General features: G+C 72.8%; 19 protein-coding genes. 14 read left to right on the top strand and 5 right to left on the bottom strand.

Annotated elements, in window-relative coordinates; genetic code table 11:
• Nucleotides 1-77: 77 nt before the first annotated feature.
• Nucleotides 78-668, bottom strand: coding sequence for a methylated-DNA--[protein]-cysteine S-methyltransferase (locus CP977_RS08790; RefSeq protein WP_079131349.1), 591 nt, complete (start codon nt 666-668; stop codon nt 78-80).
• Nucleotides 669-897: 229 nt separating this feature from the next.
• Between CP977_RS08790 and CP977_RS08785 the strand changes: the two genes are divergently transcribed.
• The 5 genes from CP977_RS08785 to CP977_RS08765 all read left to right on the top strand — a co-directional run bounded on the left by CP977_RS08785 (nt 898) and on the right by CP977_RS08765 (nt 8,245).
• Complete coding sequence (locus tag CP977_RS08785; protein WP_062756605.1) at nt 898-1,794, top strand: MHYT domain-containing protein; 897 nt, start codon at nt 898-900, stop codon at nt 1,792-1,794.
• Nucleotides 1,795-1,865: 71 nt separating this feature from the next.
• On the top strand, nt 1,866-3,995 hold the full coding sequence (gene uvrB, locus CP977_RS08780) for an excinuclease ABC subunit UvrB (RefSeq protein ID WP_062756606.1): 2,130 nt from the start codon (nt 1,866-1,868) through the stop codon (nt 3,993-3,995).
• Between the two features lie 140 nt (nt 3,996-4,135).
• The gene (locus tag CP977_RS08775) at nt 4,136-4,714 is read left to right on the top strand and encodes a TerD family protein (protein WP_030205232.1); all 579 of its coding nucleotides are present in this window, start codon (nt 4,136-4,138) and stop codon (nt 4,712-4,714) included.
• A 164-nt stretch (nt 4,715-4,878) separates the two neighbouring features.
• The gene (locus CP977_RS08770) at nt 4,879-7,005 is read left to right on the top strand and encodes a TerD family protein (protein ID WP_152369870.1); all 2,127 of its coding nucleotides are present in this window, start codon (nt 4,879-4,881) and stop codon (nt 7,003-7,005) included.
• 232 nt (nt 7,006-7,237) lie between these two features.
• Nucleotides 7,238-8,245, top strand: coding sequence for a TerC/Alx family metal homeostasis membrane protein (locus CP977_RS08765; RefSeq protein WP_062756608.1), 1,008 nt, complete (start codon nt 7,238-7,240; stop codon nt 8,243-8,245).
• Nucleotides 8,246-8,327: 82 nt separating this feature from the next.
• Here the strand turns inward: CP977_RS08765 and CP977_RS08760 are convergent, their stop codons facing one another.
• The 3 genes from CP977_RS08760 to CP977_RS08750 all read right to left on the bottom strand — a co-directional run bounded on the left by CP977_RS08760 (nt 8,328) and on the right by CP977_RS08750 (nt 11,108).
• Nucleotides 8,328-9,608: an MFS transporter gene (locus CP977_RS08760; protein WP_109185700.1), complete on the bottom strand. Its 1,281-nt coding sequence runs from the start codon at nt 9,606-9,608 to the stop codon at nt 8,328-8,330.
• 132 nt (nt 9,609-9,740) lie between these two features.
• The gene (locus tag CP977_RS08755; RefSeq protein ID WP_062756610.1) at nt 9,741-10,397 is read right to left on the bottom strand and encodes an MBL fold metallo-hydrolase; all 657 of its coding nucleotides are present in this window, start codon (nt 10,395-10,397) and stop codon (nt 9,741-9,743) included.
• Between the two features lie 9 nt (nt 10,398-10,406).
• Nucleotides 10,407-11,108: a maleylpyruvate isomerase family mycothiol-dependent enzyme gene (locus CP977_RS08750; RefSeq protein ID WP_152369869.1), complete on the bottom strand. Its 702-nt coding sequence runs from the start codon at nt 11,106-11,108 to the stop codon at nt 10,407-10,409.
• A gap of 165 nt (nt 11,109-11,273) precedes the next feature.
• On the opposite strand from CP977_RS08750, the gene uvrA reads away from it, so the two are divergent.
• Nucleotides 11,274-14,300, top strand: coding sequence for an excinuclease ABC subunit UvrA (gene uvrA / locus CP977_RS08745; RefSeq protein ID WP_062756612.1), 3,027 nt, complete (start codon nt 11,274-11,276; stop codon nt 14,298-14,300).
• 361 nt (nt 14,301-14,661) lie between these two features.
• Nucleotides 14,662-15,105, top strand: coding sequence for a Rieske (2Fe-2S) protein (locus CP977_RS08740; protein ID WP_062756613.1), 444 nt, complete (start codon nt 14,662-14,664; stop codon nt 15,103-15,105).
• Between the two features lie 17 nt (nt 15,106-15,122).
• Here the strand turns inward: CP977_RS08740 and CP977_RS08735 are convergent, their stop codons facing one another.
• Nucleotides 15,123-16,052 (bottom strand): hypothetical protein, encoded by a 930-nt coding sequence (locus CP977_RS08735; protein WP_062756614.1) that lies wholly within the window; start codon nt 16,050-16,052, stop codon nt 15,123-15,125.
• Between the two features lie 225 nt (nt 16,053-16,277).
• On the opposite strand from CP977_RS08735, the gene CP977_RS08730 reads away from it, so the two are divergent.
• From CP977_RS08730 to CP977_RS08700, 7 genes are all read left to right on the top strand, one after another.
• The gene (locus CP977_RS08730) at nt 16,278-16,865 is read left to right on the top strand and encodes a papain-like cysteine protease family protein (protein WP_109185697.1); all 588 of its coding nucleotides are present in this window, start codon (nt 16,278-16,280) and stop codon (nt 16,863-16,865) included.
• 5 nt (nt 16,866-16,870) lie between these two features.
• Nucleotides 16,871-17,770, top strand: coding sequence for a hypothetical protein (locus CP977_RS08725; RefSeq protein ID WP_109186097.1), 900 nt, complete (start codon nt 16,871-16,873; stop codon nt 17,768-17,770).
• Nucleotides 17,771-18,113: 343 nt separating this feature from the next.
• Nucleotides 18,114-20,219 (top strand): excinuclease ABC subunit UvrC, encoded by a 2,106-nt coding sequence (gene uvrC, locus CP977_RS08720; RefSeq protein WP_229991574.1) that lies wholly within the window; start codon nt 18,114-18,116, stop codon nt 20,217-20,219.
• Entirely contained in the window at nt 20,216-21,124 is a 909-nt protein-coding gene (gene rapZ, locus CP977_RS08715; protein ID WP_030205192.1) for an RNase adapter RapZ, read from the top strand. Before uvrC ends, rapZ begins: the two co-directional genes overlap by 4 nt.
• Entirely contained in the window at nt 21,121-22,146 is a 1,026-nt protein-coding gene (locus CP977_RS08710; protein ID WP_062756616.1) for a gluconeogenesis factor YvcK family protein, read from the top strand. Before rapZ ends, CP977_RS08710 begins: the two co-directional genes overlap by 4 nt.
• Nucleotides 22,137-23,126: a DNA-binding protein WhiA gene (whiA, locus tag CP977_RS08705; protein WP_030205188.1), complete on the top strand. Its 990-nt coding sequence runs from the start codon at nt 22,137-22,139 to the stop codon at nt 23,124-23,126. Before CP977_RS08710 ends, whiA begins: the two co-directional genes overlap by 10 nt.
• A 209-nt stretch (nt 23,127-23,335) precedes the next feature.
• Entirely contained in the window at nt 23,336-26,284 is a 2,949-nt protein-coding gene (locus CP977_RS08700; protein WP_152369868.1) for a M14 family metallopeptidase, read from the top strand.
• Nucleotides 26,285-26,450 lie beyond the last annotated feature (166 nt).

Raw genomic sequence — 26,450 nt, 5'->3', positions numbered from 1 at the left:
CCGGCCCTCGGACCAGACACCCCGGCCCCCGGGCCGCCCTCAGAGCGAACACCCCGCCCCCGCCCCCGCCCCCACCCTCAGAACAGCGGCGCCGGCAGCACGCCCTCGAGCTCCAGCAGCCGCCGCTTGGTCTCCAGGCCGCCCCCGAAGCCACCGAGTCCCCCGTCGCTCTCCACCACCCGGTGGCACGGCACCACCACCGGCAGCGGGTTGGAGCCCATCGCCGCCCCCACCGCCTGCGCGGCGCCCGGCTGCCCCACGCGCCGCGCCAGCTCCCCGTACCCGACGACCGTCCCGTACGGGACGCCGGCCGCCAGCTCGCGCAGCACCTGCCGGTTGAACCCACTCGTCAGGCTCCAGTCCAGCGGCAGGTCGAGCGCGTCCGGAGCGCCCGCGAAGTACCGCTCCAGCCGGCGTATCGGCTCCGCGAGCAGCCCCGAGGCGCGCTCCACCGGCTCCGCGCCGAGCCGGGACCCCAGCCGGTCGAGCATCTGTTCCCGTCGTACCGCGTCCGCGTGGAACTCGACCCGCACGAGCCCCCGCCCGGTCGCCGCGAGGAAGAGCGGTCCGACGGCGCTCTCCACGACCGTCCACTCCACCGGGGCGGCCCGCTCCCCGTCCGCCGCCCCCGCCGCCGGACCCGTCCCCGGCACCGCTTCGATGTCCATGCCGACCACGCTACGACCCCTCACCGACAACCCGACCGCGACCGCGAGGAACCCCCCGGGAACGGCACCAGGATCACGGACCGGTCTCGCTCCGGACTCACGAAGGGAAATTCCCCGGTCACATGGTCGCCACGACTCCCGCGCGCCATAATCTCGCCCCGGGGAGTAGAAGGCGGCGGGACCGACTGTTTTCGGCCGACGTCGCACCAGGGGTGGAGGGCACACGCTCATGCAGGGCACGGTCGACGGATTCAGCTACGGGCTCGTCACTCCGGTGGCCTCCTTCCTCATGGCCTGCCTCGGCGGCGCCCTCGGCCTGAGGTGCACCACCAGATCCCTCCGCCACCGCGACACCTTCAAGGCGGGCTGGCTCCTCCTCGGCGCCACCTCGATCGGCACCGGCATCTGGACCATGCACTTCATCGCCATGATGGGCTTCTCGGTCCAGCAGGCCCCGGTCGACTACGACCGGCCCATCACCTTCGCCAGCCTGGGCGTCGCCATCCTCATGGTCGGCATCGGCATCCTCATCGTCGGATACCGCGGGGCGACCGCCCTCACCCTGGTCACCGGCGGCACCATCACCGGCCTCGGCATCGCCACCATGCACTACCTCGGCATGGCCGGCATGCGCCTCCACGGGCGCATCGAGTACGACACCGCGACCGTCGCCCTCTCCGTGGTCATCGCCGTCGTGGCCGCCACCACGGCCCTCTGGGCGGCCGTCTCCGTCCATGGATTTCTGGCCAGTCTCGGCGCGAGCCTGGTGATGGGCGTCGCCGTCAGTGGTATGCACTACACCGCCATGGCCGCCGTCAGCGTCCACCTGAACGGGGCCGCGGCCCCCGCCACCGCGACCGCCCCCGCCGCCTCGCTCCTCCTGCCGATGCTGATCGGCCCGGCGGTCTTCCTCATCCTCGCCGCCGTCGTCGTCATGTTCGACCCGCTGCTCGTGATGGGCGACCCCGAATGGCGGCGGACCCCGGTCCGGGCCGTGCACCGCCCCGGCGTGCCCGCCCCGCGCCACGTGCCGACCCACTACGGCGTGCCCGCCGGCCGCCCCGCCCGCCGCATCACCCGCAGGACCGCCGCGGTCCACGGCGTGCACCGCTCCCAGGACTGGTGAGGGGCCGCCCGGCGACCGCGCGGTGAGCCGATCACCGCACGAGTGTCAGTGCCGGGTCGTACGGTGGTTGCATGCGGCCCGTTTCCAAGATCGAACGTACGGTGGCGCCCTTCGAGGTCGTCAGCTCCTACCAGCCCAGCGGTGACCAGCCGACGGCCATCGCCGACCTCGAGCGGCGGATCCGCGCGGGCGAGAAGGACGTCGTGCTCCTCGGCGCCACCGGCACCGGCAAGTCGGCGACCACCGCCTGGATGATCGAGAAGCTCCAGCGCCCCACCCTGGTGATGGCGCCGAACAAGACGCTGGCCGCCCAGCTGGCGAACGAGTTCCGCGAGCTCCTGCCCAACAACGCCGTCGAGTACTTCGTCTCGTACTACGACTACTACCAGCCCGAGGCGTACGTCCCGCAGTCGGACACCTACATCGAGAAGGACTCCTCCATCAACGAGGAGGTGGAGCGGCTCCGCCACTCCGCGACGAACTCCCTGCTCACCCGCCGGGACGTGGTCGTCGTCGCCTCCGTCTCCTGCATCTACGGCCTCGGCACGCCCCAGGAGTACGTGGACCGGATGGTCCCGCTCAAGGTCGGCGAGGAGATCGACCGCGACCAGCTGCTCCGCCGCTTCGTCGACATCCAGTACACCCGGAACGACCTGGCGTTCACCCGCGGCACCTTCCGGGTCCGCGGCGACACCATCGAGATCTTCCCGGTGTACGAGGAGCTGGCCGTCCGCATCGAGATGTTCGGCGACGAGATCGAGGCCCTCTCCACCCTCCACCCGCTCACCGGCGAGGTCATCAGCGAGGACGAGCACCTGTACGTCTTCCCGGCCAGCCACTACGTGGCGGGACCCGAGCGCATGGAGCGCGCGGTCAACGACATCGAGCGCGAGCTGGAGGGCCGCCTCGCCGAGCTGGACAAGCAGGGCAAGCACCTGGAGTCCCAGCGGCTGCGCATGCGGACCACGTACGACATCGAGATGATGCGCCAGATCGGCTCCTGCTCCGGCATCGAGAACTACTCGATGCACTTCGACGGACGCGAGCCCGGCTCCGCGCCCAACACGCTCCTGGACTACTTCCCCGAGGACTTCCTGCTCGTCATCGACGAGTCGCACGTCACCGTGCCGCAGATCGGCGCCATGTACGAGGGCGACGCCTCCCGCAAGCGGACCCTGGTCGACCACGGCTTCCGGCTCCCCTCCGCCCTCGACAACCGCCCGCTGAAGTGGGAGGAGTTCCAGGAGCGGATCGGCCAGACCGTCTACCTCTCCGCGACCCCCGGGACGTACGAGCTCTCGCGCGGCGACGGCTTCGTCGAGCAGATCATCCGCCCCACCGGCCTCGTGGACCCCGAGGTCGTCGTCAAGCCCACCGAGGGTCAGATCGACGACCTGGTCCACGAGATCCGGCTGCGCGCCGAGCGGGACGAGCGGGTCCTCGTCACCACCCTCACCAAGAAGATGGCCGAGGACCTCACCGACTACTTCCTGGAGCTCGGCATCCAGGTCCGCTACCTGCACAGCGACGTGGACACCCTGCGCCGCATCGAGCTGCTGCGCGAGCTGCGCGCCGGCGAGTACGACGTCCTGGTCGGCATCAACCTCCTCCGGGAGGGCCTCGACCTTCCGGAGGTGTCCCTGGTCGCCATCCTGGACGCCGACAAGCAGGGCTTCCTGCGCTCCGGGACCTCCCTCATCCAGACGATCGGCCGTGCCGCGCGGAACGTCTCGGGCCAGGTCCACATGTACGCGGACCGGATCACCCCGGCGATGGAGCAGGCCATCGACGAGACCAACCGGCGCCGCGAGAAGCAGGTCGCGTACAACACGGAACACGGCATCGACCCGCAGCCGCTCCGCAAGAAGATCAACGACATCGTGGCGACCATCGCGCGCGAGGAGATCGACACCGAGGAGCTGCTCGGCACCGGCTACCGGCAGGAGAAGGAGGGCAAGGGAGCCAAGGCCCCCGTCCCCGCGCTCGCGGCGCACGCCCCCAAGGGCCGCGGCAAGGCCGGCTCCACGGTCGAGCTCGGCGACCGTCCCGCCACCGAACTGGCCTCGATCATCGAGGACATGACGAACCGGATGCGCGCCGCCGCCGCCGACCTCCAGTTCGAGGTGGCCGCCCGGCTGCGCGACGAGGTGGGAGAGCTGAAGAAGGAGTTGCGCCAGATGAAGGAGGCGGGCCTCGCCTGACCGGAGACGGTCCGGTGTGTTGCAAGACCGACACAAAACCGGACCGCCCCTCCGCGGTGTCAGTGACCCTGCGTAGGGTGCTGGGCAACCGCACGCACCGGACAGCGGGCGCGGGGGAACGCAACGAGAGGGGCACGCGCGTGACCGTGAACATGACCAAGGGTCAGGCCATCAGCCTGGAGAAGAAGGGCGGGGGCAGCCTCACCCAGGTGCGGATGGGGCTCGGTTGGCAGGCGGCGCCGCGCCGCGGTCTGTTCGGCTCGCGCACCCGTGAGATCGACCTGGACGCCTCGGCCGTCCTCTTCGCCGACAAGCAGCCGGTCGACGTGGTCTTCTTCCGGCACCTGGTCAGCGACGACGGCTCGGTCAAGCACACCGGCGACAACCTGGTGGGCGGCGCCGGTCAGGGCGGCGACGACGAGGCGATCCTGGTCGACCTGGAGCGGATCCCGGTCCACATCGACCAGATCGTCTTCACGGTGAACTCCTTCACCGGCCAGACCTTCCAGGAGGTGCAGAACGCCTTCTGCCGGCTCGTCGACGAGACGAACGGGCAGGAGCTGGCGCGCTACACCCTCGACGGCGGCGGCCGCTACACCGCCCAGATCATGGCGAAGGTGCACCGGGCCGGCTCCGGCTGGCAGATGACGGCCCTGGGCAACCCGGCCAACGGTCGCACCTTCCAGGACCTGATGCCGGCGATCCTGCCGCACCTGTAGGCGGCCCGCGCGCCACGCACCCACAGCTCCCGGAGGCAGCCGCCGCCGGGAGCTGTCCCGCATGACCCGTCCGGCACCCTGATCCGGACGGCCCACGAACGATCCGTTGGAACCGCACCGGGCACGCGCATCCGCACCGGGGAAGCACCGAGGGGACAGAGTCGATGACGGCCGAGCTGGTCCGGGGGCAGAACCACCCCCTGCCCGACACCCGACTGGAGATCCGGGTGTCGGCCGGTCATCCGGTCCTCGCCGGGGCCACCCTCGCCGACGAGGCGGGCAGGGTCCCCGGCGCGGAGTGGATCGCCCACCCCGGCGCGCCCTCGCTCCCCGGCGTCGACGTCCCCCGGGCGGCCGCGGCCGACCACCGCCTCTCCGTGGACCTCGGGGCGATGCCCGGGACCGTCCACCGCGTCTCGGTCCTCCTGGCGCTGACCGGCCACGGAGCCGCCCGCTTCGGAGCCGTCGCCGCCCCCTTCGTCGCCGTCGCGGGACCCGACGGAGACGAGATCGCCAGCTACACCCTCACCGGGCTCGACAGCGAGACCGCCGTCGTCGCCCTGGAGCTGTACCGCCGTCAGGGCGCCTGGAAGGTCCGCGCCATGGGCCAGGGGTACGAGGGCGGGCTCGCCGACCTCCTCGGCGACCAGGGCCTGGAGCGGCCCGCCGACGCGGCCGCGGCGATCCTGGCCGCGGCCGCCCCGGAGCCCGCGCCCGCGGTGACCGCCCCGCAGCCGCGCGTCCCCGAGCCGGAGCGGGTGCCGCAGCCGACACCCCCGGCTCCTGATCCCGCGCGCCCGACGGCCCCGGCCCCGGACGCCGTGCTCCCGACGGCTCCCGCCCCGGGCCCCGCCTCCCCGGCGGCCCCGAACACCACCCTCCCGGCCGCCCCCGTACTTCCGGCCGGCTCGGACCACCCCACGCCCCTGGCCACCCCGGCCGTCCCGGCCCCCGCCTCCCCGGCGGCCCCGGACCCCACGCCCCCGCCCCTCCCGCCGGTCGTCTCCGACCCGGCGCCGACCGTGCCGGTGACCCCGCCGCAAGGCACGGGCACGGACACGAACGAGCGGACCCCGGGCGGCCCCATCGACTACTCCCACCCCCGCCGCAGGCCCGCCGCCGCGCCGGAGCCCCCGCGGACCCCGCCGCAGGCCCCGCCCGTGCCGGTCGCCGGGGACGCCTCCGGCTGGTCCATGGACGAGCGCCTGTACAACCAGGTGTGGGGGATGTTCGAGGACCTGGCCCGCACCGCCGCCGCCTACCGCAGCGCCTGCGACTTCGCGGAGTCCCGGCTCGACCGGGAGCTCGACCAGACGCTCTCCGACTACCGCGCGCGCAACGGGGGCGCGAACGACGCCGCCCGGGCCGCCGCGCGGGCCCGGCACGACGAGCTGGTGGAGCGGGCCCGGGAGGTCCTGGACCGGGACCTCGCCCAGCTCGCGGCCGAGTCCGAGGTGGTCGAGCCGGCCCTGCCGCCCGCCTACGCCCGCTGGGACAACCCCGTCTGGCACGCCTACCGCGTCCCGGCCGAGGAGCCGATGGCCGTCCGGCTCGGCGACCTCCACCTGCCCGAGCGGGCCGAGCTGCGGATCCCCATGCTCGTCCGGCTGCCGCTGGAGCGGGGGCTGTGGGTGGACAGCGGACGGGGCCACTCCGAGGCGGCCGGCCTCCTCGACGAGACCGAGCTGCGGCGGCTCGCGCTGGACAGCGCGGTCGCGCACACGGCCCGGCTGCTCGCCGCGCACCCGGCGGGCGGCTTCACCGTCCACGTCCTCGACGCGGCCGGGGCGGGCGCCGCGTCCCTGGCGCCGCTCGTGGACTCGGGCGTCCTCGCCGCCCCGCCGGCCCGGGGCGCGGCCGGCGTCTCGGCGGTCCTGGAGCAGCTCACCGAACGGGTCGACCTGCTCCAGATGGCGGTGCGGGCCGGCGCGGCCGACGCGCTGCCGCCCGGCCTGGACACGGCCCGGCAGCTCCTCGTCGTGCACGACTTCCCGCACGGCTTCGACGACCGGGCGGTCACCCGGCTCCGCTACCTCGCCGACGAGGGGCCCTCGGTCGGCGTCCACCTGCTGATGGTGGCGGACCGGGCGGACGCGGCCGCGTACGGGCCGCTGCTCGACCCCCTGTGGCGCTCGCTGCTGCGGCTCACCCCCGTCGCCGACGACCACCTCGCCGACCCGTGGGTGGGGCACGCCTGGTCGTACGAGCCGCCGGTGCTCCCGCCGGGCAGTGGGGTCCTGCGGCAGGTCCTCGCCCAAGTGGCGGACGCTCGCCGGGGAAGGCAGCCCTGACCTCGCTTTTTGATGATCCTTTACCCTGCCCTTTACCTTCTCTTGGTATTTCGGGTAGTGTTCTTCACGCGGAGGGGAGTACTCCCCAAGCGCGGCGTGCCCGTCAGTACGGACGGATCCCAGTGATCCGATCCCGGGGCGTCGGCCCGGCGGCGGCAGGTCCGCCGCCCGGGTGGAAGAGACCTCCGGCAGCGACGACGCTGATCAGTAGCCGTACGACGCCGGAGGCGCAATGGACGTTTCGACGACCCTGTGGGTCCTGACCATTCTCGGTCTGGGTGCCCTGATCGCTGCCGACTTCTTCATCGGGCGCAAGCCCCATGACGTGTCGGTCAAGGAAGCCGGTATCTGGACGATCGTCTGGATCGTGCTCGCCGTGCTCTTCGGCCTCGGCCTGCTGTTCTTCGGCACCGCCCAGGCCTCCGGCGAGTTCTTCGCCGGATACATCACCGAGAAGTCGCTCAGCGTCGACAACCTCTTCGTCTTCGTCCTGATCATGGCGAAGTTCTCGGTGCCCTCGCACCTCCAGCAGCGCGTGCTGCTGATCGGCGTCCTGATCGCCCTGGTGCTCCGCGCGATCTTCATCGCCGCCGGCGCCGCGATCATCGCCAGCTTCTCCTGGGTCTTCTACATCTTCGGCGCGTTCCTGATCTACACCGCCTGGAAGCTCATCCAGGAGGCGCGGGCCGACGAGGAGGAGGACGAGTTCGAGGAGAACCGCCTCCTCAAGAGCGTCGAGAAGAAGTTCGGCGTCGCCGACCGGTACCACGGCACCAAGCTCTTCATCCGGGTCAACGGCAAGCGGGTGCTGACCCCGCTGATGGTCGTCATGCTGGCCATCGGCACCACCGACATCCTCTTCGCCCTCGACTCCATCCCGGCGATCTTCGGCCTCACCCAGGACCCGTACATCGTCTTCACCGCCAACGCCTTCGCCCTCATGGGTCTGCGGCAGCTGTACTTCCTGATCGGCGGCCTGCTCAAGAAGCTGGTCCACCTCAGCTACGGCCTGTCGGTGATCCTCGGCTTCATCGGGGTGAAGCTGGTGCTGCACGCCCTGCACGAGTCCGGGGTGCACGTCCCGGAGATCTCCATCCCGGTCTCCCTCGCGGTCATCTGCGGTGTTCTGATCATCACCACGATCACCAGCCTGATCGCCTCCAAGCGGCAGGCCGAGCGGGAGGCCGCCCAGAGCGTGGCCGACGCCGAAGGCACCGAGAAGGACAGCATCGGCGCCTGACGCGGCACACACGGCGACGGCCGGCCCGGGACCCCCTCCCCGGCCGGCCTTCGCCGTTTCCGCGCCCCGTTCCCGGTCGGTCTCAGGCGGGCGCGGGCTCCTTCGCCGCCGTACGCGCCGGCAGGGTCTCCGGGAGGAGCGCGAAGCAGCCCAGGCTGACCAGGGCCACCAGGGTCAGATACGCCGCCACGCCCCACGGCGGACCCGAACCGCCCTCGGAGAGCGCGGTGGCCGCGAGGGGGGTCAGGGCGCCGCCGAGGACGCCCGCGAGGTTGTAGCCGACGGCCGCGCCCGTGCACCGGACCCGGGGCTCGTACAGCTCCGGCAGGTACGCGGAGACCACCGCGAACATCGTGATGAAGGCCAGCAGCGCGCCCAGGAAGCCGAGGAACATCAGTGCCGGCCGCGCGGTGTGCAGCAGCGCCACCATCGGGAACATCCAGAGCGCACAGCCCGCGCACCCGGCCAGGCAGAGCGTCCGGCGGCCCCAGCGGTCGGCGAGGAGCGCCGCGAACGGAGTGGCCGCGCCCATCACCGCCACCGCCGCCATGACACAGCCCAGCATCACCGGGCCGCTCAGGCCGAGCCGCCCGGTGCCGTAGGCCAGGGCCCAGGTGGAGACCGCGTAGAAGACCGCGTACCCGACCGCGAGGGCACCCGCCGTCAGCAGCACCAGCCGCCAGTGGTCCCGGACGACCTCGGTCAGTGGGGCGCCCGCGCGCCGCCCGGACGCGGACAGCTCCTCGAACTGCGGGGTCTCCGCGAGCGAGGAGCGCAGCAGCAGCCCGCCCGCCGCGAGCAGCCCCGCCGCCCAGAACGGCACCCGCCAGCCCCAGGAGCGGAACTCCGCGTCGCTCAGCCCGGCCGTGAGCCCCAGCATCACCCCGTTCGCCAGGAGGAAGCCGACCGACGGGCCGATCTGCGGGAAGCTCGCCCACAGCGCGCGCCGGCCCTCCGGGGCGTGCTCGGCGGTGAGCAGCACCGCCCCGCCCCACTCGCCGCCGAGACCGAGCCCCTGGAGGAAGCGGAGCAGGAGCAGCAGCACGGGGGCGGCGATGCCGAGCGTCGCGTACGTGGGGAGGCAGCCGACCGCGACCGTGGCGCAGCCGGTCAGGAGCAGCGAGGCGAAGAGGACCGGGCGCCGGCCGTACCGGTCGCCGACGTGGCCGAAGAGGACCGAGCCGAGCGGCCGGGCCACGAAGCCGACGGCGAAGGTGCCGAAGGCTGCCAGGGTCCCGGCGAGCGGGGAGAAGCCAGGGAAGAAGAGCGGCCCCAGGACGAGGGCGGCGGCGGTCCCGTAGACGTAGAAGTCGAAGAACTCGATGGCGGTGCCGATGAGCGAGGCGGCGGCGATCCGGCCCATCGAAGGGCCGACAGGTGGCGACGGAGAGTGACGGCGGTGCATGTCCCGCGATCTACCCGCCGATCACCCCGGCTACGGGGGCGTGCGGGAGCGCGCCGCTGGTGGAGCGCGCGCCCTCCGTCCGCCGTGGGGTCACCAGCCGCGCTCGCGCCACTCCCCGAGGTGGGGGCGCTCGTCACCGAGCGTGGTGTCCCTGCCGTGGCCCGGGTAGACCCAGGACTCGTCCGGGAGCACGTCGAAGAGCTTGGTCTCCACGTCGTGGAGCAGGCTCGCGAAGGCCTCCGGGTCCTTGCGGGTGTTGCCCACGCCGCCGGGGAAGAGGCAGTCGCCGGTGAAGACGTGGGGGTGGCCGTGCGGGTCGTCGTAGACGAGGGCGATCGAGCCCGGGGTGTGGCCGACGAGCCGGCGGGCGGTCAGCTCGACCCGGCCCACCCGGATCGTGTCGCCGTCCTCCACGGGCACGTCGGTCGCGACCGGGATGCCCTCCGCGTCGTACGCGCCCGCGTAGGTGCGCGCGCCGGTCGCGGCGACCACCTCGGCCAGGGCCTGCCAGTGGTCGCCGTGCCGGTGGGTGGTGACGACGGCGCCGACGCCGTCGTCACCGATCAGCGTGAGCAGGGTCCCGGCGTCGTTCGCCGCGTCGATCAGCAGCTGCTCGCCGGTCGCCCGACAGCGCAGCAGGTAGGCGTTGTTGTCCATCGGACCGACCGCGACCTTCGAGATCATCAGGTCCGCCAGCTCGTGCACGTCCGCAGGGCCGCCGACCTTCACCACTCCGCTGTACGTCATGCGCTCAGCCTATAGCGGGGGCAGCTCCGGGAGGCCGTCGCCGGAGAGGACGGCGAGACCGGCGCCCTTGTCGCCGCGGCCGGACAGCCAGCCGAGCAGTTCGGGGCCGGTGCCGGCGAGGGCGACGGGAGTGCCCTCGGTGCCGCCGGTGCGCCAGCCGGGGCCCGTCCCGTCGCGGCCGATGCGGAGGGTCACCGGGGGGACCTCCGGGCGCCCCGACCAGCGGTCGGCCAGGAACTCGATCTCGCGCAGGACGAACTCCTCCGGCAGGTCGTCCAGGTCGTATCCGGCGCCCAGGTCGACGTGGTGCAGCTCCACCTCCACCCAGCGGCGGAAGGGGACCCGGGAGGCACTGTCGGTGACGCCGTTGCGCAGCTCGACCGTCCGGCCCCAGTCGGCGGGCTTCTCGCACACCGCCCGCAGCCGCTCCGCGCTCTCGCGCACGTCGGCGAGCTGCACGTCGAGCGGGCGGTACGCGTCGCGCTCGATGTCGGCCTCGCGGGTCGCGGCGTCCGGGTACATGGGGCGCCCCTCGAAGACGTTCACCAGGGCGTCGGCGTTGCGGGCGAGATGGGCGAGGACATGGCCGCGGGTCCAGCCCGGAAGCCGTGACGGCTCGGCCGTCGCGGCGTTGTCCCAGGAGGAGGCGGAGTCCAGGAGACGATCGGTCGCCTCCCGCAGGGAAACAAGGTCACGCTCGTGATCGATCATGGCGCCGACCCTAGCGCCGTCCGGGCCGGACCACTCGTTCGGGTGAAGAGATCCCCGAAAGACCGGAAATCGAATGTGCGTGCTATACGCTCGATGGAAGCATCCGGCGTCCCCGGTTGTTGGTGTGTAGGCACATCCGCTCTCTGAAGAAAGGTGCGGACCGGCGTGGCCGACCGTCTCATCGTCCGTGGCGCTCGCGAGCACAACCTCAAGAACGTCTCCCTCGATCTCCCGCGTGACTCCCTCATCGTCTTCACCGGGCTCTCGGGGTCGGGCAAGTCCTCCCTCGCGTTCGACACGATCTTCGCCGAGGGGCAGCGCCGGTACGTCGAGTCGCTCTCCTCGTACGCCCGGCAGTTCCTCGGTCAGATGGACAAGCCGGACGTCGACTTCATCGAAGGTCTGTCGCCCGCCGTCTCCATCGACCAGAAGTCGACCTCGCGCAACCCGCGCTCGACGGTCGGCACCATCACGGAGGTCTACGACTACCTCCGCCTGCTCTTCGCGCGCATCGGCAAGCCGCACTGCCCCGAGTGCCACCGCCCCATCTCGCGCCAGTCGCCCCAGGCCATCGTGGACAGGGTCCTGGAGCTGCCCGAGGGCAGCCGCTTCCAGGTCCTCTCCCCGCTGGTGCGGGAGCGCAAGGGCGAGTTCGTCGACCTCTTCGCCGACCTCCAGACCAAGGGCTACAGCCGCGCCCGGGTCGACGGGCAGACCGTCCAGCTCAGCGAGCCGCCGACGCTCAAGAAGCAGGAGAAGCACACCATCGAGGTGGTCGTCGACCGCCTCACCGTCAAGGACAGCGCCAAGCGCCGGCTCACCGACTCCGTCGAGACCGCGCTCGGACTCTCCGGCGGCATGGTCGTGCTCGACTTCGTGGACCTCCCCGAGGACGACCCCGAGCGCGAGAAGATGTACTCGGAGCACCTCTACTGCCCGTACGACGACCTCTCCTTCGAGGAGCTGGAGCCGCGCTCCTTCTCCTTCAACTCGCCCTTCGGCGCCTGTCCGGACTGCACCGGCATCGGCACCCGCATGGAGGTCGACCCGGAGCTGATCGTCCCCGACGAGGACAAGTCCCTCGACGAGGGCGCCATCCACCCCTGGTCGCACGGGCACACCAAGGAGTACTTCGGCCGGCTCATCGGCGGCCTCTCCCAGGCCCTCGGCTTCCGCACGGACATCCCGTACGCGGGGCTGCCGCAGCGCGCCAAGAAGGCGCTGATGCACGGCCACAAGACCCAGGTCGAGGTCCGCTACCGCAACCGGTACGGGCGGGAGCGGGCGTACACCACCCCGGCCTTCGAGGGCGCCGTCTCCTTCGTCAAGCGGCGCCACACCGAGGCCGAGAGCGACTCCAGCCGCGAGCGCTTCGAGGGCTACATGCGCGAGGTGCCCTGCCCCACCTGCGAGGGCACCCGGCTCAAGCCGATCGTCCTCGCGGTCACGGTCATGGACAAGTCCATCGCCGAGGTCTCCGCGATGTCCATCAGCGACTGCGCCGAGTTCCTCTCCCGGCTCACGCTCAACGCCCGGGACAAGAAGATCGCCGAGCGGGTCCTCAAGGAGGTCAACGAGCGGCTGCGCTTCCTCGTGGACGTCGGCCTCGACTACCTCTCGCTCAACCGGGCCGCCGGGACGCTCTCCGGCGGCGAGGCCCAGCGCATCCGGCTCGCCACCCAGATCGGCTCCGGCCTGGTCGGCGTGCTCTACGTCCTCGACGAGCCCTCCATCGGCCTCCACCAGCGCGACAACCACCGGCTGATCGAGACCCTGGTACGGCTCCGGGACATGGGCAACACGCTCATCGTGGTCGAGCACGACGAGGACACCATCAAGGTCGCCGACTGGGTCGTGGACATCGGCCCCGGCGCCGGCGAGCACGGCGGCAAGGTCGTCCACTCCGGTTCCCTGAAGGAGCTCCTCGCCAACGAGCAGTCGATGACCGGGCAGTACCTGTCCGGCCGCAGGGCGATCACCACCCCCGACGCGCGCCGGCCGGTGGACCCCGAACGCCGGCTCACCGTGCACGGGGCCCGCGAGAACAATCTGCGGGACATCGACGTCTCCTTCCCGCTCGGTGTCCTCACCGCCGTCACCGGCGTCTCCGGCTCCGGCAAGTCGACCCTGGTCAACGACATCCTCTACACCCACCTGGCGCGCGAGCTGAACGGCGCCAAGTCGGTGCCCGGACGGCACACGCGCGTGGACGGCGACGAGCTCGTCGACAAGGTCGTGCACGTCGACCAGTCCCCGATCGGCCGCACCCCCCGGTCGAACCCGGCGACCTACACCGGCGTCTTCGACCACGTCCGCAGGCTCTTCGCCGAGACGATGGAGGCCAAGGTCCGGGGCTACCTGCCCGGCCGCTTCTCCTTCAACGTCAAGGGCGGCCGCTGCGAGAACTGCTCCGGCGACGGCACGATCAAGATCGAGATGAACTTCCTCCCGGACGTGTACGTCCCGTGCGAGGTCTGCCACGGCGACCGGTACAACCGGGAGACCCTGGAGGTCCACTACAAGGGCAAGTCCATCGCCGAAGTCCTGAACATGCCGATCGAGGAGGCCCTCGACTTCTTCGAGGCCGTCCCGACGATCGCCCGCCACCTGCGCACCCTCACCGAGGTCGGCCTCGGCTACGTCCGCCTCGGGCAGCCGGCGCCGACGCTCTCCGGCGGCGAGGCGCAGCGCGTGAAGCTCGCCTCCGAGCTCCAGAAGCGTTCGACGGGCCGCACGGTCTACGTCCTGGACGAGCCGACCACCGGTCTGCACTTCGAGGACATCTCGAAGCTGATCAAGGTCCTCTCCGGTCTGGTCGACAAGGGGAACTCGGTGATCGTCATCGAGCACAACCTCGACGTCATCAAGACCGCGGACTGGGTCATCGACATGGGCCCCGAGGGCGGCAGCGGCGGTGGCGTGGTGGTCGCCGAGGGCACGCCGGAGGAGGTCGCCTCGGTCCCGGCGAGCCACACCGGCAAGTTCCTCCGCGAGATCCTCGGCGCCGACCGGATCAGCGACGCGGCGATCCCGGCGGCGCGCGGCACGAAGAAGACGGCGGCGAAGAAGACGGCGACGGCGAAGAAGGCCGCCACCACGAAGGCCGCCCCGGCGAAGAAGGCGGCCGCCACCAAGGCGACCGCGGCCAAGACCGCCGCCAAGAAGACGGCGACCCGGGCCCGCAAGGCCTGACCCGAACCGCCACCCGGGTCACCCGGCAGGGCCCCGCCCGGGGTCCTGCCGGACCGGTGCGCCCCCGCGCGCGGACCCCCGCCCCACCCGGCGGGGCTCCGCACCGGGGGCGTCGTCGTACCCGCGATCCACGCGTACGGGGCTCCTCCGGTACGGGCGGGCCGCCGCCGACCGCTCGCCCAGCACCAGCCGTACCAGGTCGGGCTCCTCCGCACGGGCGGGCCGCCGCCCCGGAGGCCCCGCTCGTACCCACGGCCCCCGCGGCCCGTGCGCGGGGCCCGCCGGTATCGTCGGTTCGGTCACCGCCGGGGTGTCCTGCCCCCGATCCCGTCGTCCTCGCCGATCTCACCGTGGAGCGCCCATGTCCGGCCAGTCCAGCCGTCGCACCGTACTGAAAGGCGCCGCCCTCGCCGGTGCCGCCGGGCTGGGGGTCGCCGCCTGCTCCACCGAGTCCAAGCTCGGCCACGCCGAGGTTCCGACCCCGACCGCCCCGGTCTCCCTCGGCGCCCCGGACGAGGTCCCGGTCGGCGGCGCCAAGCTCTACCGCGAGCAGCGCCTCGTGGTGAGCTGCCCCGCCGAGGGCCAGTACAAGGCCTTCAGCGCCCAGTGCACCCACGCGGGCTGCGTCCTCGACAAGGTCGAGGAGAACGAGGGCAACTGCCCCTGCCACGGCAGCCGCTTCGACGTGACGACCGGCAAGGCGCTCCGGGGCCCGGCCACCGTCCCGCTCCCCGAGGTCCCGGTCCGCGTCGAGGGCGGCAGGCTCGTCGCCGGCCCCGAGGCCGCCGAGACCCCCAAGGCCTGACCGACGGGACGGACGGTTCAGGACCAGTCCCAGTCGATCCCCAGGATCCCCGGGCGCACCCCCTGCTCCACCAGGTGCACCGTGCGGTGCCGGCCGCTCAGGGTAAGCTCCGCGCGGCCGCCGCGCGGCGCCCCCGCCGAGACCTGCGCGAACCTCCGGCACCGCACCGGGAGCGCCGCCTCGTCGAAGCGCACCTGGAGCACGTACTGCCCGCCCGCGAAGCTGAACCCGCGCACGTACTCCCCGCTCGCCCCCGCCGTACCGTCCTCGAAGCCGTACGAGAAGAGGTACGTGTCCCCGGCCCGCAGCCGCGCGTCGAAGAGCAGCTCCGCGACCAGCACCCCCGTCCCCGCGTGCCACCGCACCCGCCCGGTCCGGCAGTTCTCCACCGCCCGCACCACCACCCGCGACGGGTCGCAGCCCGGGTCCCCGTGGTGGATGGCCAGATAGCGGTCCACCCCGTCCCGGTGCGCCCGCACCACGTGCTGGGACTCGCGTCCCACCAGCTCCCGACCGGCCCCGATCCGCACCCGCTCGTGGTGCCCCACCGTGTGCAGCCCCCCGTCCGTCGGGCACTCCAGCTCCGCGAGCAGCTCCTCGACCGAGCCGGACGCCTCCACCAGCGAGCGGTACGAGCGGCCCGCCGGGCGCTCCGCCTCGGACCGGGCGGCCGTGTCCTCCGTCAACAGGCGCAGGAGTGAGTTGCCCGGGAGCTGGAGCACCTCCTCCAGGGCCCGGACGGCCTTCAGGGACTCCGGCCGCTGCGGGCGGCGGGCGCCCTGCTGCCAGTAGCTCAGGCTCGTCACCCCGACCCTGACGCCCCGGTGCGCCAGATGGTGCTGGACCCGCTGGAGCGGCAGCCCGCGCACGGCGAGGGCGGTGCGCAGCGCGAGGTGGAAGGGACCGGTGTGCAGCAGCTGCGCAAGATCGGCCTCGGTGTGGCTCACGAGGGCTCCTCGGTGAACGTTCACGGTGGGGGAGCGGACCGTCGTACCGCCGGGGACGGGCGGGCAGGTGGGGCGGGGGCGTCCGTTCACACCCGGGTCACACCGTTCACAGTCCGATGTCATCCCGCATTGAAGCGTGTTGACCCGGCCCGGACAACGGCAGATGCTCCTGACCAGCGTCCGGACGCGCTCCTCCACACCCCCACCCCACCCGGGAGGAACGCGATGCGCAGAAGGAAACTGAACCTCGCGGCACTCGCCGCAGCCGCCCTCTTCCTCGTCCCCACCACCTCGGCGTCCGCCGCGCCGACCGGTGAGGACGCCTCCGCCCTCGCCTCCAAGCGCCTGAACATCACCATGCAGGCCCAGCAGAAGAGCAACTGGTGCTGGGCGGCGGCCGGCAACACCATCGCCACCTGGTTCGGCCGCGGCTACAGCCAGAACCAGTTCTGCAACGCCGCCTTCAACCGTCAGCAGGGCTACGACTGCCCCAATAACCAGGCCACCCTCGGCAACGTCCAGACCGGCCTGAGCTGGGCCGGCGTCCGCCCCGGCTCGTACGTGACCGGCTGGCTGCGCTACCCCACCGTGCAGACCGAGATCAACGCCGACCGGCCGATCGAGACCCGCATCCAGTGGTCGAGCGGCGGCGGGCACATGCACGTGATCTACGGCTACGACGACGCGAGCAGCTGGGTCTACTGGGGCGATCCCTGGCCCTCCAGCGACCGCTACAACTGGGCCTCGCACGCCTGGTACGTTGACAACAACTCCTTCTCCTGGACCCACTCGCTCTACCGGATCGGGGCGTGACGACCATGACCACCGTGATCGCCGCGACCACGACGCGCGCGCGTGCCACCGCCGCCGGGCTCCTGACCGCCGCCGCCCTCGTCGCCCTCGGGGCCGTCCCGGCCACCGCCGCCGAGAGCCTGCCGTCCGCCCCCACCCCCGAGCGGGCCGCCTCCGCGCCGGGGACCCTGGACACCCTGTCCCGGTTCTTCGCCAGTGACGGGGCCGGTGCCCCGGCGGCGGCCCGCGCGGCGGACGCCGGGGGCGCCCCGCGCGTCGAGGGCGCCTCCGTGCCCGTCCGGATCCTCTCCCCGGACTTCGTCGCCGGGAAGGCCGGGGCCCCGGTCGCCCGCGTCGAGTTCCGCGCCAGCCGGGCCGTCGCCCCGGACGGGCGGAAGGCCTCCCTGTGGACGGTGCGGGGAGCCGACGGCTGGCAGGTGGTGAACATCGCCACCGGCGACGACGAGATCCGGTACGCGGAGCAGGGCGGGCGCCTGCTGCCCGGCGGGCTCGTCTTCCGCGAGCCCCAGATCGACGCCTGGTACGTCCAGAAGGGCGCGAAGGTGCTCCCGCTGGACGAGGACGCGGTGCGGGCCGTCGGGAAGAACGGGACGAGCCTCGCCGCGTACCGGGAGCGGGTCGCCCGGGCGTACGGCGACAAGCTCCCCGGCTCCGCCTACGCGAAGAAGGGCGCGGCGGGCGGGTACGGGCCGCAGGAGGTCCCGGCGCGGGAAGCCGCCGCGCAAGCGGCTCCCGCGCCCCGGGCCGCCCAGGCGCCCCGTACGGACGCCTCGGGACCCCGTACGGACGCCTCCGGGGGGTCCGCCGCCACCGCGGCCGGCGTCGGCGCCGCCCTGGCCCTCGCCCTGACGGCCGGGGCCGCGATACGCCGCCACCGGACGGCCCGGAGCGGCCCGGAGGCCTGATCGGGCCCGGGGCCCGGCTCGGGCTCGGGGCCCGGCTCGGGCCCGATCCCGGTTCCGGCCCGGTCCCAGCCACGGCCCGGCGTCCTGAGCCGACCCGGCGGCTCGACCCGGGCCCGGGCCAGGCCACCGGAACCGGTTTCAGGCCCGGCCCCGGCTCGGCCACCGGAACCGGGCCCAGGCCAGGCCACCGGTCCCGGCTCCAGGTCCGGCCCCGGCCCGGCCACCGGCCCCGGACCCGGCCTCGACGGCCCCGTGCGGACGGGTCCCCACCCCGCCCGCACGGGGCCCGGGCGCAGCCCCGCGTCCGGTCGGAGTGTCGGTCCCCGCCAGTAGGGTGGGGACCATGGCAGACCCCTCCAGCTACCGCCCCAAGCCGGGTCAGATCCCCGACTCCCCGGGGGTCTACAAGTTCCGCGACGAGCACCGCCGGGTGATCTACGTCGGCAAGGCGAAGTCCCTGCGCCAGCGCCTCGCCAACTACTTCCAGCCGCTCACCAGCCTGCACCCGCGCACGGCCACCATGGTGACCACGGCCGCCTCCGTGGAGTGGACCGTCGTCTCCACCGAGGTCGAGGCGCTCCAGCTGGAGTACTCCTGGATCAAGGAGTTCGACCCCCGGTTCAACGTCAAGTACCGGGACGACAAGAGCTACCCGTACCTCGCGGTGACCACGAACGAGGAGTTCCCCCGCGTCCAGGTCATGCGCGGCCACAAGAAGAAGGGCGTGCGCTACTTCGGGCCGTACGCGCACGCGTGGGCGATCCGCGAGACCGTCGACCTCATGCTCCGGGTCTTCCCCGTCCGCACCTGCTCCGCCGGCGTCTTCCGGAACGCCGCCTCGGCCGGCCGGCCCTGCCTCCTCGGCTACATCGGCAAGTGCTCGGCGCCCTGCGTCGGCCGGGTCACCCCCGAGGAGCACCGCGAACTCGCCGAGGAGTTCAGCGACTTCATGGCCGGCCGCACCGGCACGTACATCCGTCGTCTGGAGAAGCAGATGACGATCGCGGCCGAGGACATGGAGTACGAGAAGGCCGCCCGGCTCCGCGACGACATCGCCGCCCTGCGCCGGGCCATGGAGAAGAACGCGGTCGTCCTCGCCGACGCCACCGACGCCGACCTGTTCGCCCTCGCCGAGGACGAGCTGGAGGCCGCCGTCCAGATCTTCCACGTGCGCGGCGGACGCGTCCGCGGCCAGCGCGGCTGGGTCACCGACAAGGTCGAGGCCGTCGACACCGCCGGGCTGGTCGAGCACGCCCTCCAGCAGCTGTACGGCGAGGAGAGCGGCGAGGCGGTCCCCAAGGAGGTCCTGGTCCCGGCCCTCCCCGAGGACCCCGAGGCCGTCTCCGCCTGGCTCTCCGGCCGCCGCGGCTCCCTCGTCTCGCTGCGCGTGCCGCAGCGCGGCGACAAGAAGGACCTGATGGAGACCGTCGCGCGCAACGCCCAGCAGGCGCTCGTGCTCCACAAGACCAAGCGGGCCAGCGACCTCACCACCCGCTCCCGGGCCCTGGAGGAGATCGCCGAGGCCCTGGACCTGGACTCGGCGCCGCTGCGGATCGAGTGCTTCGACATCTCGCACCTCCAGGGCGAGGACGTCGTCGCCTCCATGGTCGTCTTCGAGGACGGACTGCCCCGCAAGAGCGAGTACCGGCGCTTCCAGATCAAGGGCTTCGAAGGGCAGGACGACGTCCGCTCCATGCACGAGGTGATCGGCCGCCGCTTCAAGCGCTACCTCGCCGAGAAGGAGCGGACGGGGGAGTGGGGGGACGGCGAGGTCCCGGCCGAGGACCCCGAGGACGACGGGCGCCCCAAGCGGTTCGCGTACCCGCCGCAGCTCGTCGTGGTCGACGGCGGACAGCCCCAGGTCGCCGCCGCGCGGCGCGCCCTGGACGAGCTGGGCATCGACGACATCGCGGTCTGCGGCCTCGCCAAGCGCCTGGAGGAGGTCTGGCTGCCCGGCGACGACGACCCCGTGGTGCTGCCCCGCTCCAGCGAAGGCCTGTACCTTCTCCAGCGGGTGCGTGACACGGCTCACGACTTCGCCATCCGCTACCAGCGGTCCAAGCGGACGAAACGCCTCAGGACCGGGCCCCTCGACGCCGTCCCCGGCCTCGGGGAGACCCGGAAGCAGGCCCTGATCAAGCACTTCGGCTCGGTGAAGCGGCTCCGGCAGGCGACAATCGAGCAGATCTGCGAGGTCCCCGGCATGGGCCGGAAGACCGCGGAGGCGGTCGTCGTGGCCCTGGCCCAGGCGGCCCCCGCCGCCCCCGCCGTCAACACGGCGACGGGCGAGATCATGGAGGACGACGTGGCTCCCGCCCCGGCGGCCTCCGCCGCCCCCGTCGTGAACACCGCGACGGGGGAGATCATGGAGGACGGCGCGGACGTCACGGCACGGCCGCGCGCGCACGGCACGACGAGCACCACCGAGAAGACGGAGCAGGACACGTGAGTACGGGCACCAAGGAGACCCCCGGCGACAACGGCGCCGAGGCGGCCATTCCCGAGCTGGTGATCATCTCCGGCATGTCCGGGGCCGGCCGGTCCACCGCGGCGAAGTGTCTGGAGGACCTCGGCTGGTTCGTCGTGGACAACCTGCCGCCCGCGCTGATCCCCACCATGGTGGAGCTCGGCGCCCGCTCCCAGGGCAACGTCGCCCGGATCGCCGTCGTCGTGGACGTCCGCGGCCGGCAGTTCTTCGACAACCTCCGGGAGTCCCTCGCCGACCTCGACGCCAAGCAGGTCACCCGCCGGATCGTCTTCCTGGAGTCCTCCGACGAGGCCCTGGTCCGGCGCTTCGAATCGGTCCGCAGGCCCCACCCGCTCCAGGGCGACGGCCGCATCACCGACGGCATCGCCGCCGAGCGCGACCTGCTGCGCGAGCTGCGCGGCGACGCCGACCTGGTGATCGACACCTCCAGCCTCAACGTCCACGAGCTGCGCGCCAAGATGGACGCCCAGTTCGCCGGCGACGAGGAGCCCGAGCTGCGGGCCACCGTGATGTCCTTCGGCTTCAAGTACGGCCTGCCCGTCGACGCCGACCTCGTCGTGGACATGCGCTTCCTGCCGAACCCGCACTGGGTCCCCGAGCTGCGCCCCTTCACCGGCCTCAACGAGGAGGTGTCGAACTACGTCTACAACCAGCCCGGCGCCAAGGAGTTCCTGGACCGCTACACCGAGCTGCTCCAGCTGATCGCCGCGGGCTACCGCCGCGAGGGCAAGCGGTACGTGACGATCGCCGTCGGCTGCACGGGCGGCAAGCACCGCTCGGTGGCCACCGCCGAGCGCCTCGCCGCCCGCCTCGCCGCCGAAGGGGTCGAGACCGTCGTCGTGCACCGGGACATGGGGCGCGAGTGAAGCCGTACCGCCGGCGTGCCTCCACCCTCACGGTGCGTCGCACGCTCCGCAGACGCGGCGCCCAGCCGAAGGTCGTCGCGCTCGGCGGGGGCATGGGCCTCTCGGCCTCCCTCGCCGCCCTCCGCCGGATCACCGGCGACCTCACCGCCGTCGTCACCGTCGCCGACGACGGCGGCTCCAGCGGCCGGCTCCGCGAGGAGCTGGGCGTCCTCCCTCCCGGGGACCTGCGCAAGGCGCTCGCCGCGCTCTGCGGCGACGACGACTGGGGCCAGACCTGGGCCCGGGTCATCCAGCACCGCTTCCAGTCCAAGGGCGAGATCAACGGGCACGCCGTCGGCAACCTGCTGATCGTCGCCCTCTGGGAGCAGCTCGGCGACCCCGTGCAGGCCCTCGACCTGGTGGGCCTGCTGCTCGGCGCCCAGGGCCGGGTGCTGCCCATGTCCGCCGTCCCCCTGGAGCTCCAGGCCCTGGTCAAGGGCCACGACCCGGAGCGGCCGGACGACGTGGACACCGTGGCCGGGCAGGCGACCGTGGCGCTCACCCCCGGCGAGGTGCAGTCCGTGCACCTCGTGCCGAACGACCCGCCGGCCGTCCCCGAGGCCGTCGCCGCCGTCCTGGACGCCGACTGGGTCGTCCTGGGGCCCGGCTCCTGGTTCTCCTCGGTGATCCCGCACCTCCTGGTCCCCGAACTCCTCGACGCCCTCGTCGAGACCAAGGCCCGGAAGGTGCTCTCCCTGAACCTCGCGCCGCAGCCCGGAGAAACCGACGGCTTCTCCCCGCAGCGTCATTTGGAGGTTTTGGGGCGACACGCCCCTAAACTCGCCCTGGACGTGGTGCTGGCCGACGAGGCCGCCGTGCCCGACCGCGACTCCCTCGCCGACGCCGCCAAGCGGTTCGGCGCCGCGGTCGAGCTGGCGCCGGTGGCCGGGCCCGACGGCTCCGCGAAGCACGACCCGGAGCTGCTGGCCGCCGCGTACGACCGTATTTTTCGGATGCATGGAAGGATCGGCCCATGGCGATGACGGCAGCGGTGAAGGACGAGATCTCCCGGCTCCCCGTCACCCGGACCTGCTGCAGGAAGGCAGAGGTCTCGTCGATCCTGCGGTTCGCGGGCGGGCTGCACCTGGTGAGCGGACGCATCGTGATCGAGGCGGAGCTCGACACCGCGATGGCGGCCCGCCGCCTCAAGCGGGACATCCTGGAGATCTTCGGGCACAGCTCCGAACTGATCGTGATGGCCCCCGGCGGACTGCGGCGCGGCTCGCGCTTCGTGGTGCGGGTGGTGGCCGGGGGCGACCAGCTCGCCCGCCAGACGGGTCTGGTGGACGGCCGGGGCCGCCCCATCCGGGGCCTCCCCCCGCAGGTGGTCTCCGGCGCGACCTGTGACGCGGAGGCCGCCTGGCGCGGGGCCTTCCTCGCGCACGGCTCGCTGACCGAGCCCGGCCGGTCCTCCTCCCTGGAGGTCACCTGCCCGGGCCCCGAGGCCGCCCTCGCCCTGGTCGGCGCCGCCCGCCGGCTCTCCATCGCGGCGAAGGCCCGCGAGGTACGGGGCGTGGACCGGGTCGTCGTCCGCGACGGCGACGCGATCGGCGCCCTGCTGACCCGGCTCGGCGCGCACGAGTCGGTGCTCGCCTGGGAGGAGCGGCGGATGCGGCGCGAGGTCCGCGCCACCGCCAACCGCCTGGCCAACTTCGACGACGCCAACCTGCGCCGCTCGGCCCGCGCCGCGGTCGCCGCCGGGGCCCGGGTGCAGCGCGCCCTGGAGATCCTCGGCGAGGAGGTGCCCGAACACCTCGCCGCCGCCGGCCGGCTCCGCATGGAGCACAAGCAGGCCTCCCTGGAGGAGCTGGGCGCGCTCGCCGACCCGCCGCTGACCAAGGACGCGGTGGCCGGCCGGATCCGCAGGCTGCTCGCCATGGCCGACAAGCGGGCGCAGGACCTGGGCATCCCCGGGACCGAGTCCAACCTCACCGAGGAGCTGGACGACAGCCTGGTCGGCTGACGCCGGTCCTTTTCGGTCAACTCTTCACTGCCGGTGCGTTTCTGACGCACCGGCAGTTTCTTTTTCCGGTGTGCGCGACGCGCCGGGAGGCACCCTTGACGCCCCTCCGGACGCCGATGAGTCTGTCGTCTGTTCTTCCGTGAGACCCGTCCCACCCGCGAGACCTGTTCACCTTCGAGACGGACGACACCCGACACCAAGGGGAGCCCATGAGACGCAGAGCGGGATCGATCCTCGCCGCGGCTTCACTGCTGATCGCCGGAGCCGCGGCGGCGCCCGTCGCCGGAGCGAGGCCGGACGACCGGAACGCCGACGCCCTCTCCGTATGGCACGCCGAGGTCACCAAGGAGCAGGTTCCGCTCCTCCTCGAAGCCGGCGCCGACGCCCACGAGCTGACCGAGCGGGTGCCCGCGCAGGGCAGCGCCACGGTCGAGCTCTTCCTCACCGGGGACCAGGCCGGACGGCTCCGCGGCCGGGGCGTCGAACTCGCCGAGCACACCCTGTCGGACGGGGCCGAGAACCGGGTCGCCGCCGCCGGCGACGGCGTCTTCCGCCCGTACGGCGGGACCGGCGGCCTCAAGCAGGAGATCCTGGACACCGCCCGGACCCACCCCGGACTCACCAAGGTCGTCTCGATCGGGAAGACCCTCAAGGGCCAGGACATCCTCGCCCTCAAGGTCAGCAAGGGCGCCCAGCGCGCCAAGGACGGCTCCAAGCCCGCCACGCTCTACATGTCCAACCAGCACGCGCGCGAGTGGATCACCCCCGAGATGACCCGGCGGCTGATGCACCACTACCTCGACGGTTACGGCAAGGACGAGCGGATCACCCGGATCGTCGACACCACCGAGCTGTGGTTCGTGCTCTCCGCCAATCCGGACGGCTACGACCACACCCACGCCGACCCCGCCAACCGGCAGTGGCGCAAGAACCTCCGCGACAACAACGGCGACGGGCGGACCGGCCCCGGCGACGGCGTCGACCTCAACCGGAACTTCGCCTACAAGTGGGGCTACGACAACGAGGGCTCGTCCCCCGACCCGGCCGACGAGACCTTCCGCGGCAAGGGCCCCATGTCGGAGCCCGAGACCAGGGCGATCGACGCCTTCCAGAAGCGCATCGGCTTCGCGTACGGCATCAACTACCACTCCGCCGCCCAGCTCCTGCTGTACGGCGTCGGCTGGCAGGTCGCCACCGACACCCCCGACGACGTGGCCCTCAGGGCCCTCGCCGGCACCCCGGAGAACTCCGCCGTGCCCGGCTACCGGCCGCAGGTCTCCTCCGAGCTGTACACCACCAACGGCGAGGCCGACGGACACGCCGCCAACGTCAACGGCATGCAGATGTTCACCCCGGAGATGTCCACCTGCGCCACCGCCTCCCGGGTCGACCCGAACGACGCCTGGAACCCGGCCGACTGCGCCTCCGTCTTCACCTTCCCGGACGACGAGAAGCTGATCCGGGCGGAGTTCGCGAAGAACGTGCCCTTCGCGCTCGCCGTCGCCGAGTCCTCCGCCCACCCGGACCGGCCCGTCTCCCCGGTCGGCGTCGAGGCCCCCGACTTCACCCCGAAGGCCTTCGCCACCTCCTACGCCCGCGGCGGGGAGCAGGAGGTCGCCGTCACCGCCCGCAAGTCGCTGCGCGGCAAGACGCTCGAATACCGGATCAACGGCGGCCGCGTCCACCGCGAGGAGCTCCGCGCCTGGAAGGGCGGCGAGACCTACGGCGGCGAGGACAACCTCTACTTCGACGAGTACCGCGCCGAGGTCGAGGGCGCCCGGCCCGGCGACTCCGTCGAGGTCCGGTTCACCGCCCGCACCCGCGAGGGCCGCGCCACCGCCTCCGCCCCCTTCACCTACGAGGTGGCCGAACGGGCGCGCGGCGACGTCCTCGTCCTCGCCGACGAGGGCGGCACCACCGCCGGACGCCACACCGCCGCCTACGTGAAGGCGCTCGCCGACGGCGGGCGGAAGGCCGCCGTCTGGGACGTCGCCGTCCAGGGCGCCCCGGACGCCCTCGGCGTCCTCTCCCACTTCGACGCCGTCGTCTGGTACACCGGCGCCCAGCGCCCCTCCGGGGACGCCGAACTCGCCGTCCGCTCCTACCTCAACGAGGGCGGCAAGCTGGTCAACGCCGGGGAGAAGGCCGGCGGGCTCACCCGGGTCGGCGCCGCCGAGACCAACGACTTCGCCCAGTACTACCTCGGCGCTCATCACCGCGCCGGCCTCAAGAACCCGTCCGCGTTCGCCGGCGCGGGCGCCTTCGGAGGCGTACGGGCGACCCTCGGCGCGGCCCCCGGGAACCCGCTGGACGACGCCGGCGCGTACACCGTCACCTCCGACACGCTCAAGCCGAAGGACTTCCCGCAGTTCGCGAGCAGCGCCTCCGCCGGCGACTACCCGGGCGTCCGCACCCCCTTCGAACCCGCCGAGGGCGCCACCTTCGCGGCCGTCAAGCACGCCGACGACACCTGGGCCCGGCTCAGCAGGACCGTCGACCTCACCGGCGTCCCGGCGTCCGCGAAGCCCCGCCTGGACTTCCAGGTCAGCCACGACGCCGAGCCCGGCTACGACAACCTCGTCGTCGAGGCCCACACCGTCGGCCAGGACGACTGGACCACCCTGCCCGACGCCAACGGCGGCACCTCCGCCGCGCCCCCGGCCGACTGCGGCGAGGGCTACTACGTCCGCGGCCACCCCTTCCTCGCCCACTACCTCACCGTCGGCGAGGACGGCTGCGCGCCCACCGGCACCACCGGCTCCTGGAACGCCTTCACCGGCCCCTCCAACGGCTGGCGCCAGGCCTCCGTCGACCTGAGCGCCTGGGCGGGCAAGAAGGTCGAACTCTCCCTCTCGTACGTCTCCGACCCCGGCACGGGCGAGACGGGCGCGTTCGTCGACGACGTCCGGCTCGTCACCGGCACCACCACCGAGGCCGAGGGCTTCGAGACCTCCCTCGGCGCCTGGTCCACGCCCGGCGCCCCGGCCGGAAGCCCCGGCAACGGCTCCGACTGGACGCGCTCCGCCGCCCTCTTCCACTCGCAGGCGGCGGTCACCACCCGGGACACCGTCCTCCTCGGCTTCGGCCTGGAGCACGTGCCCGGCACGGCGGAGCGGGCCCGGCTCCTGGGCCGCGCCCTCAAGGCCCTCCACCGCTGAGGGGGGCACCCCGATCGTTTAACGGAGAGTAGTCGGGACAAACGGTTCAAGGCGGCCCTTACCCGCTGGTAGGTGAGGGCCGCCGACCGTTTTCCCTCACTTTCCGAGCTCGTCCGGATGCGGCCGATGTCACTCCGGCGGCCCCGGGGAGGTAGGGTCGTAAGCG

The sequence above is a fragment of the Streptomyces cinereoruber genome, assembly GCF_009299385.1.
In the GTDB taxonomy this organism is placed as follows: Bacteria; Actinomycetota; Actinomycetes; order Streptomycetales; family Streptomycetaceae; genus Streptomyces; species Streptomyces bikiniensis.
The sequence above is the reverse complement of the archived record's forward strand: the minus strand, read 5'-3'. Positions and strand labels throughout refer to the sequence as shown.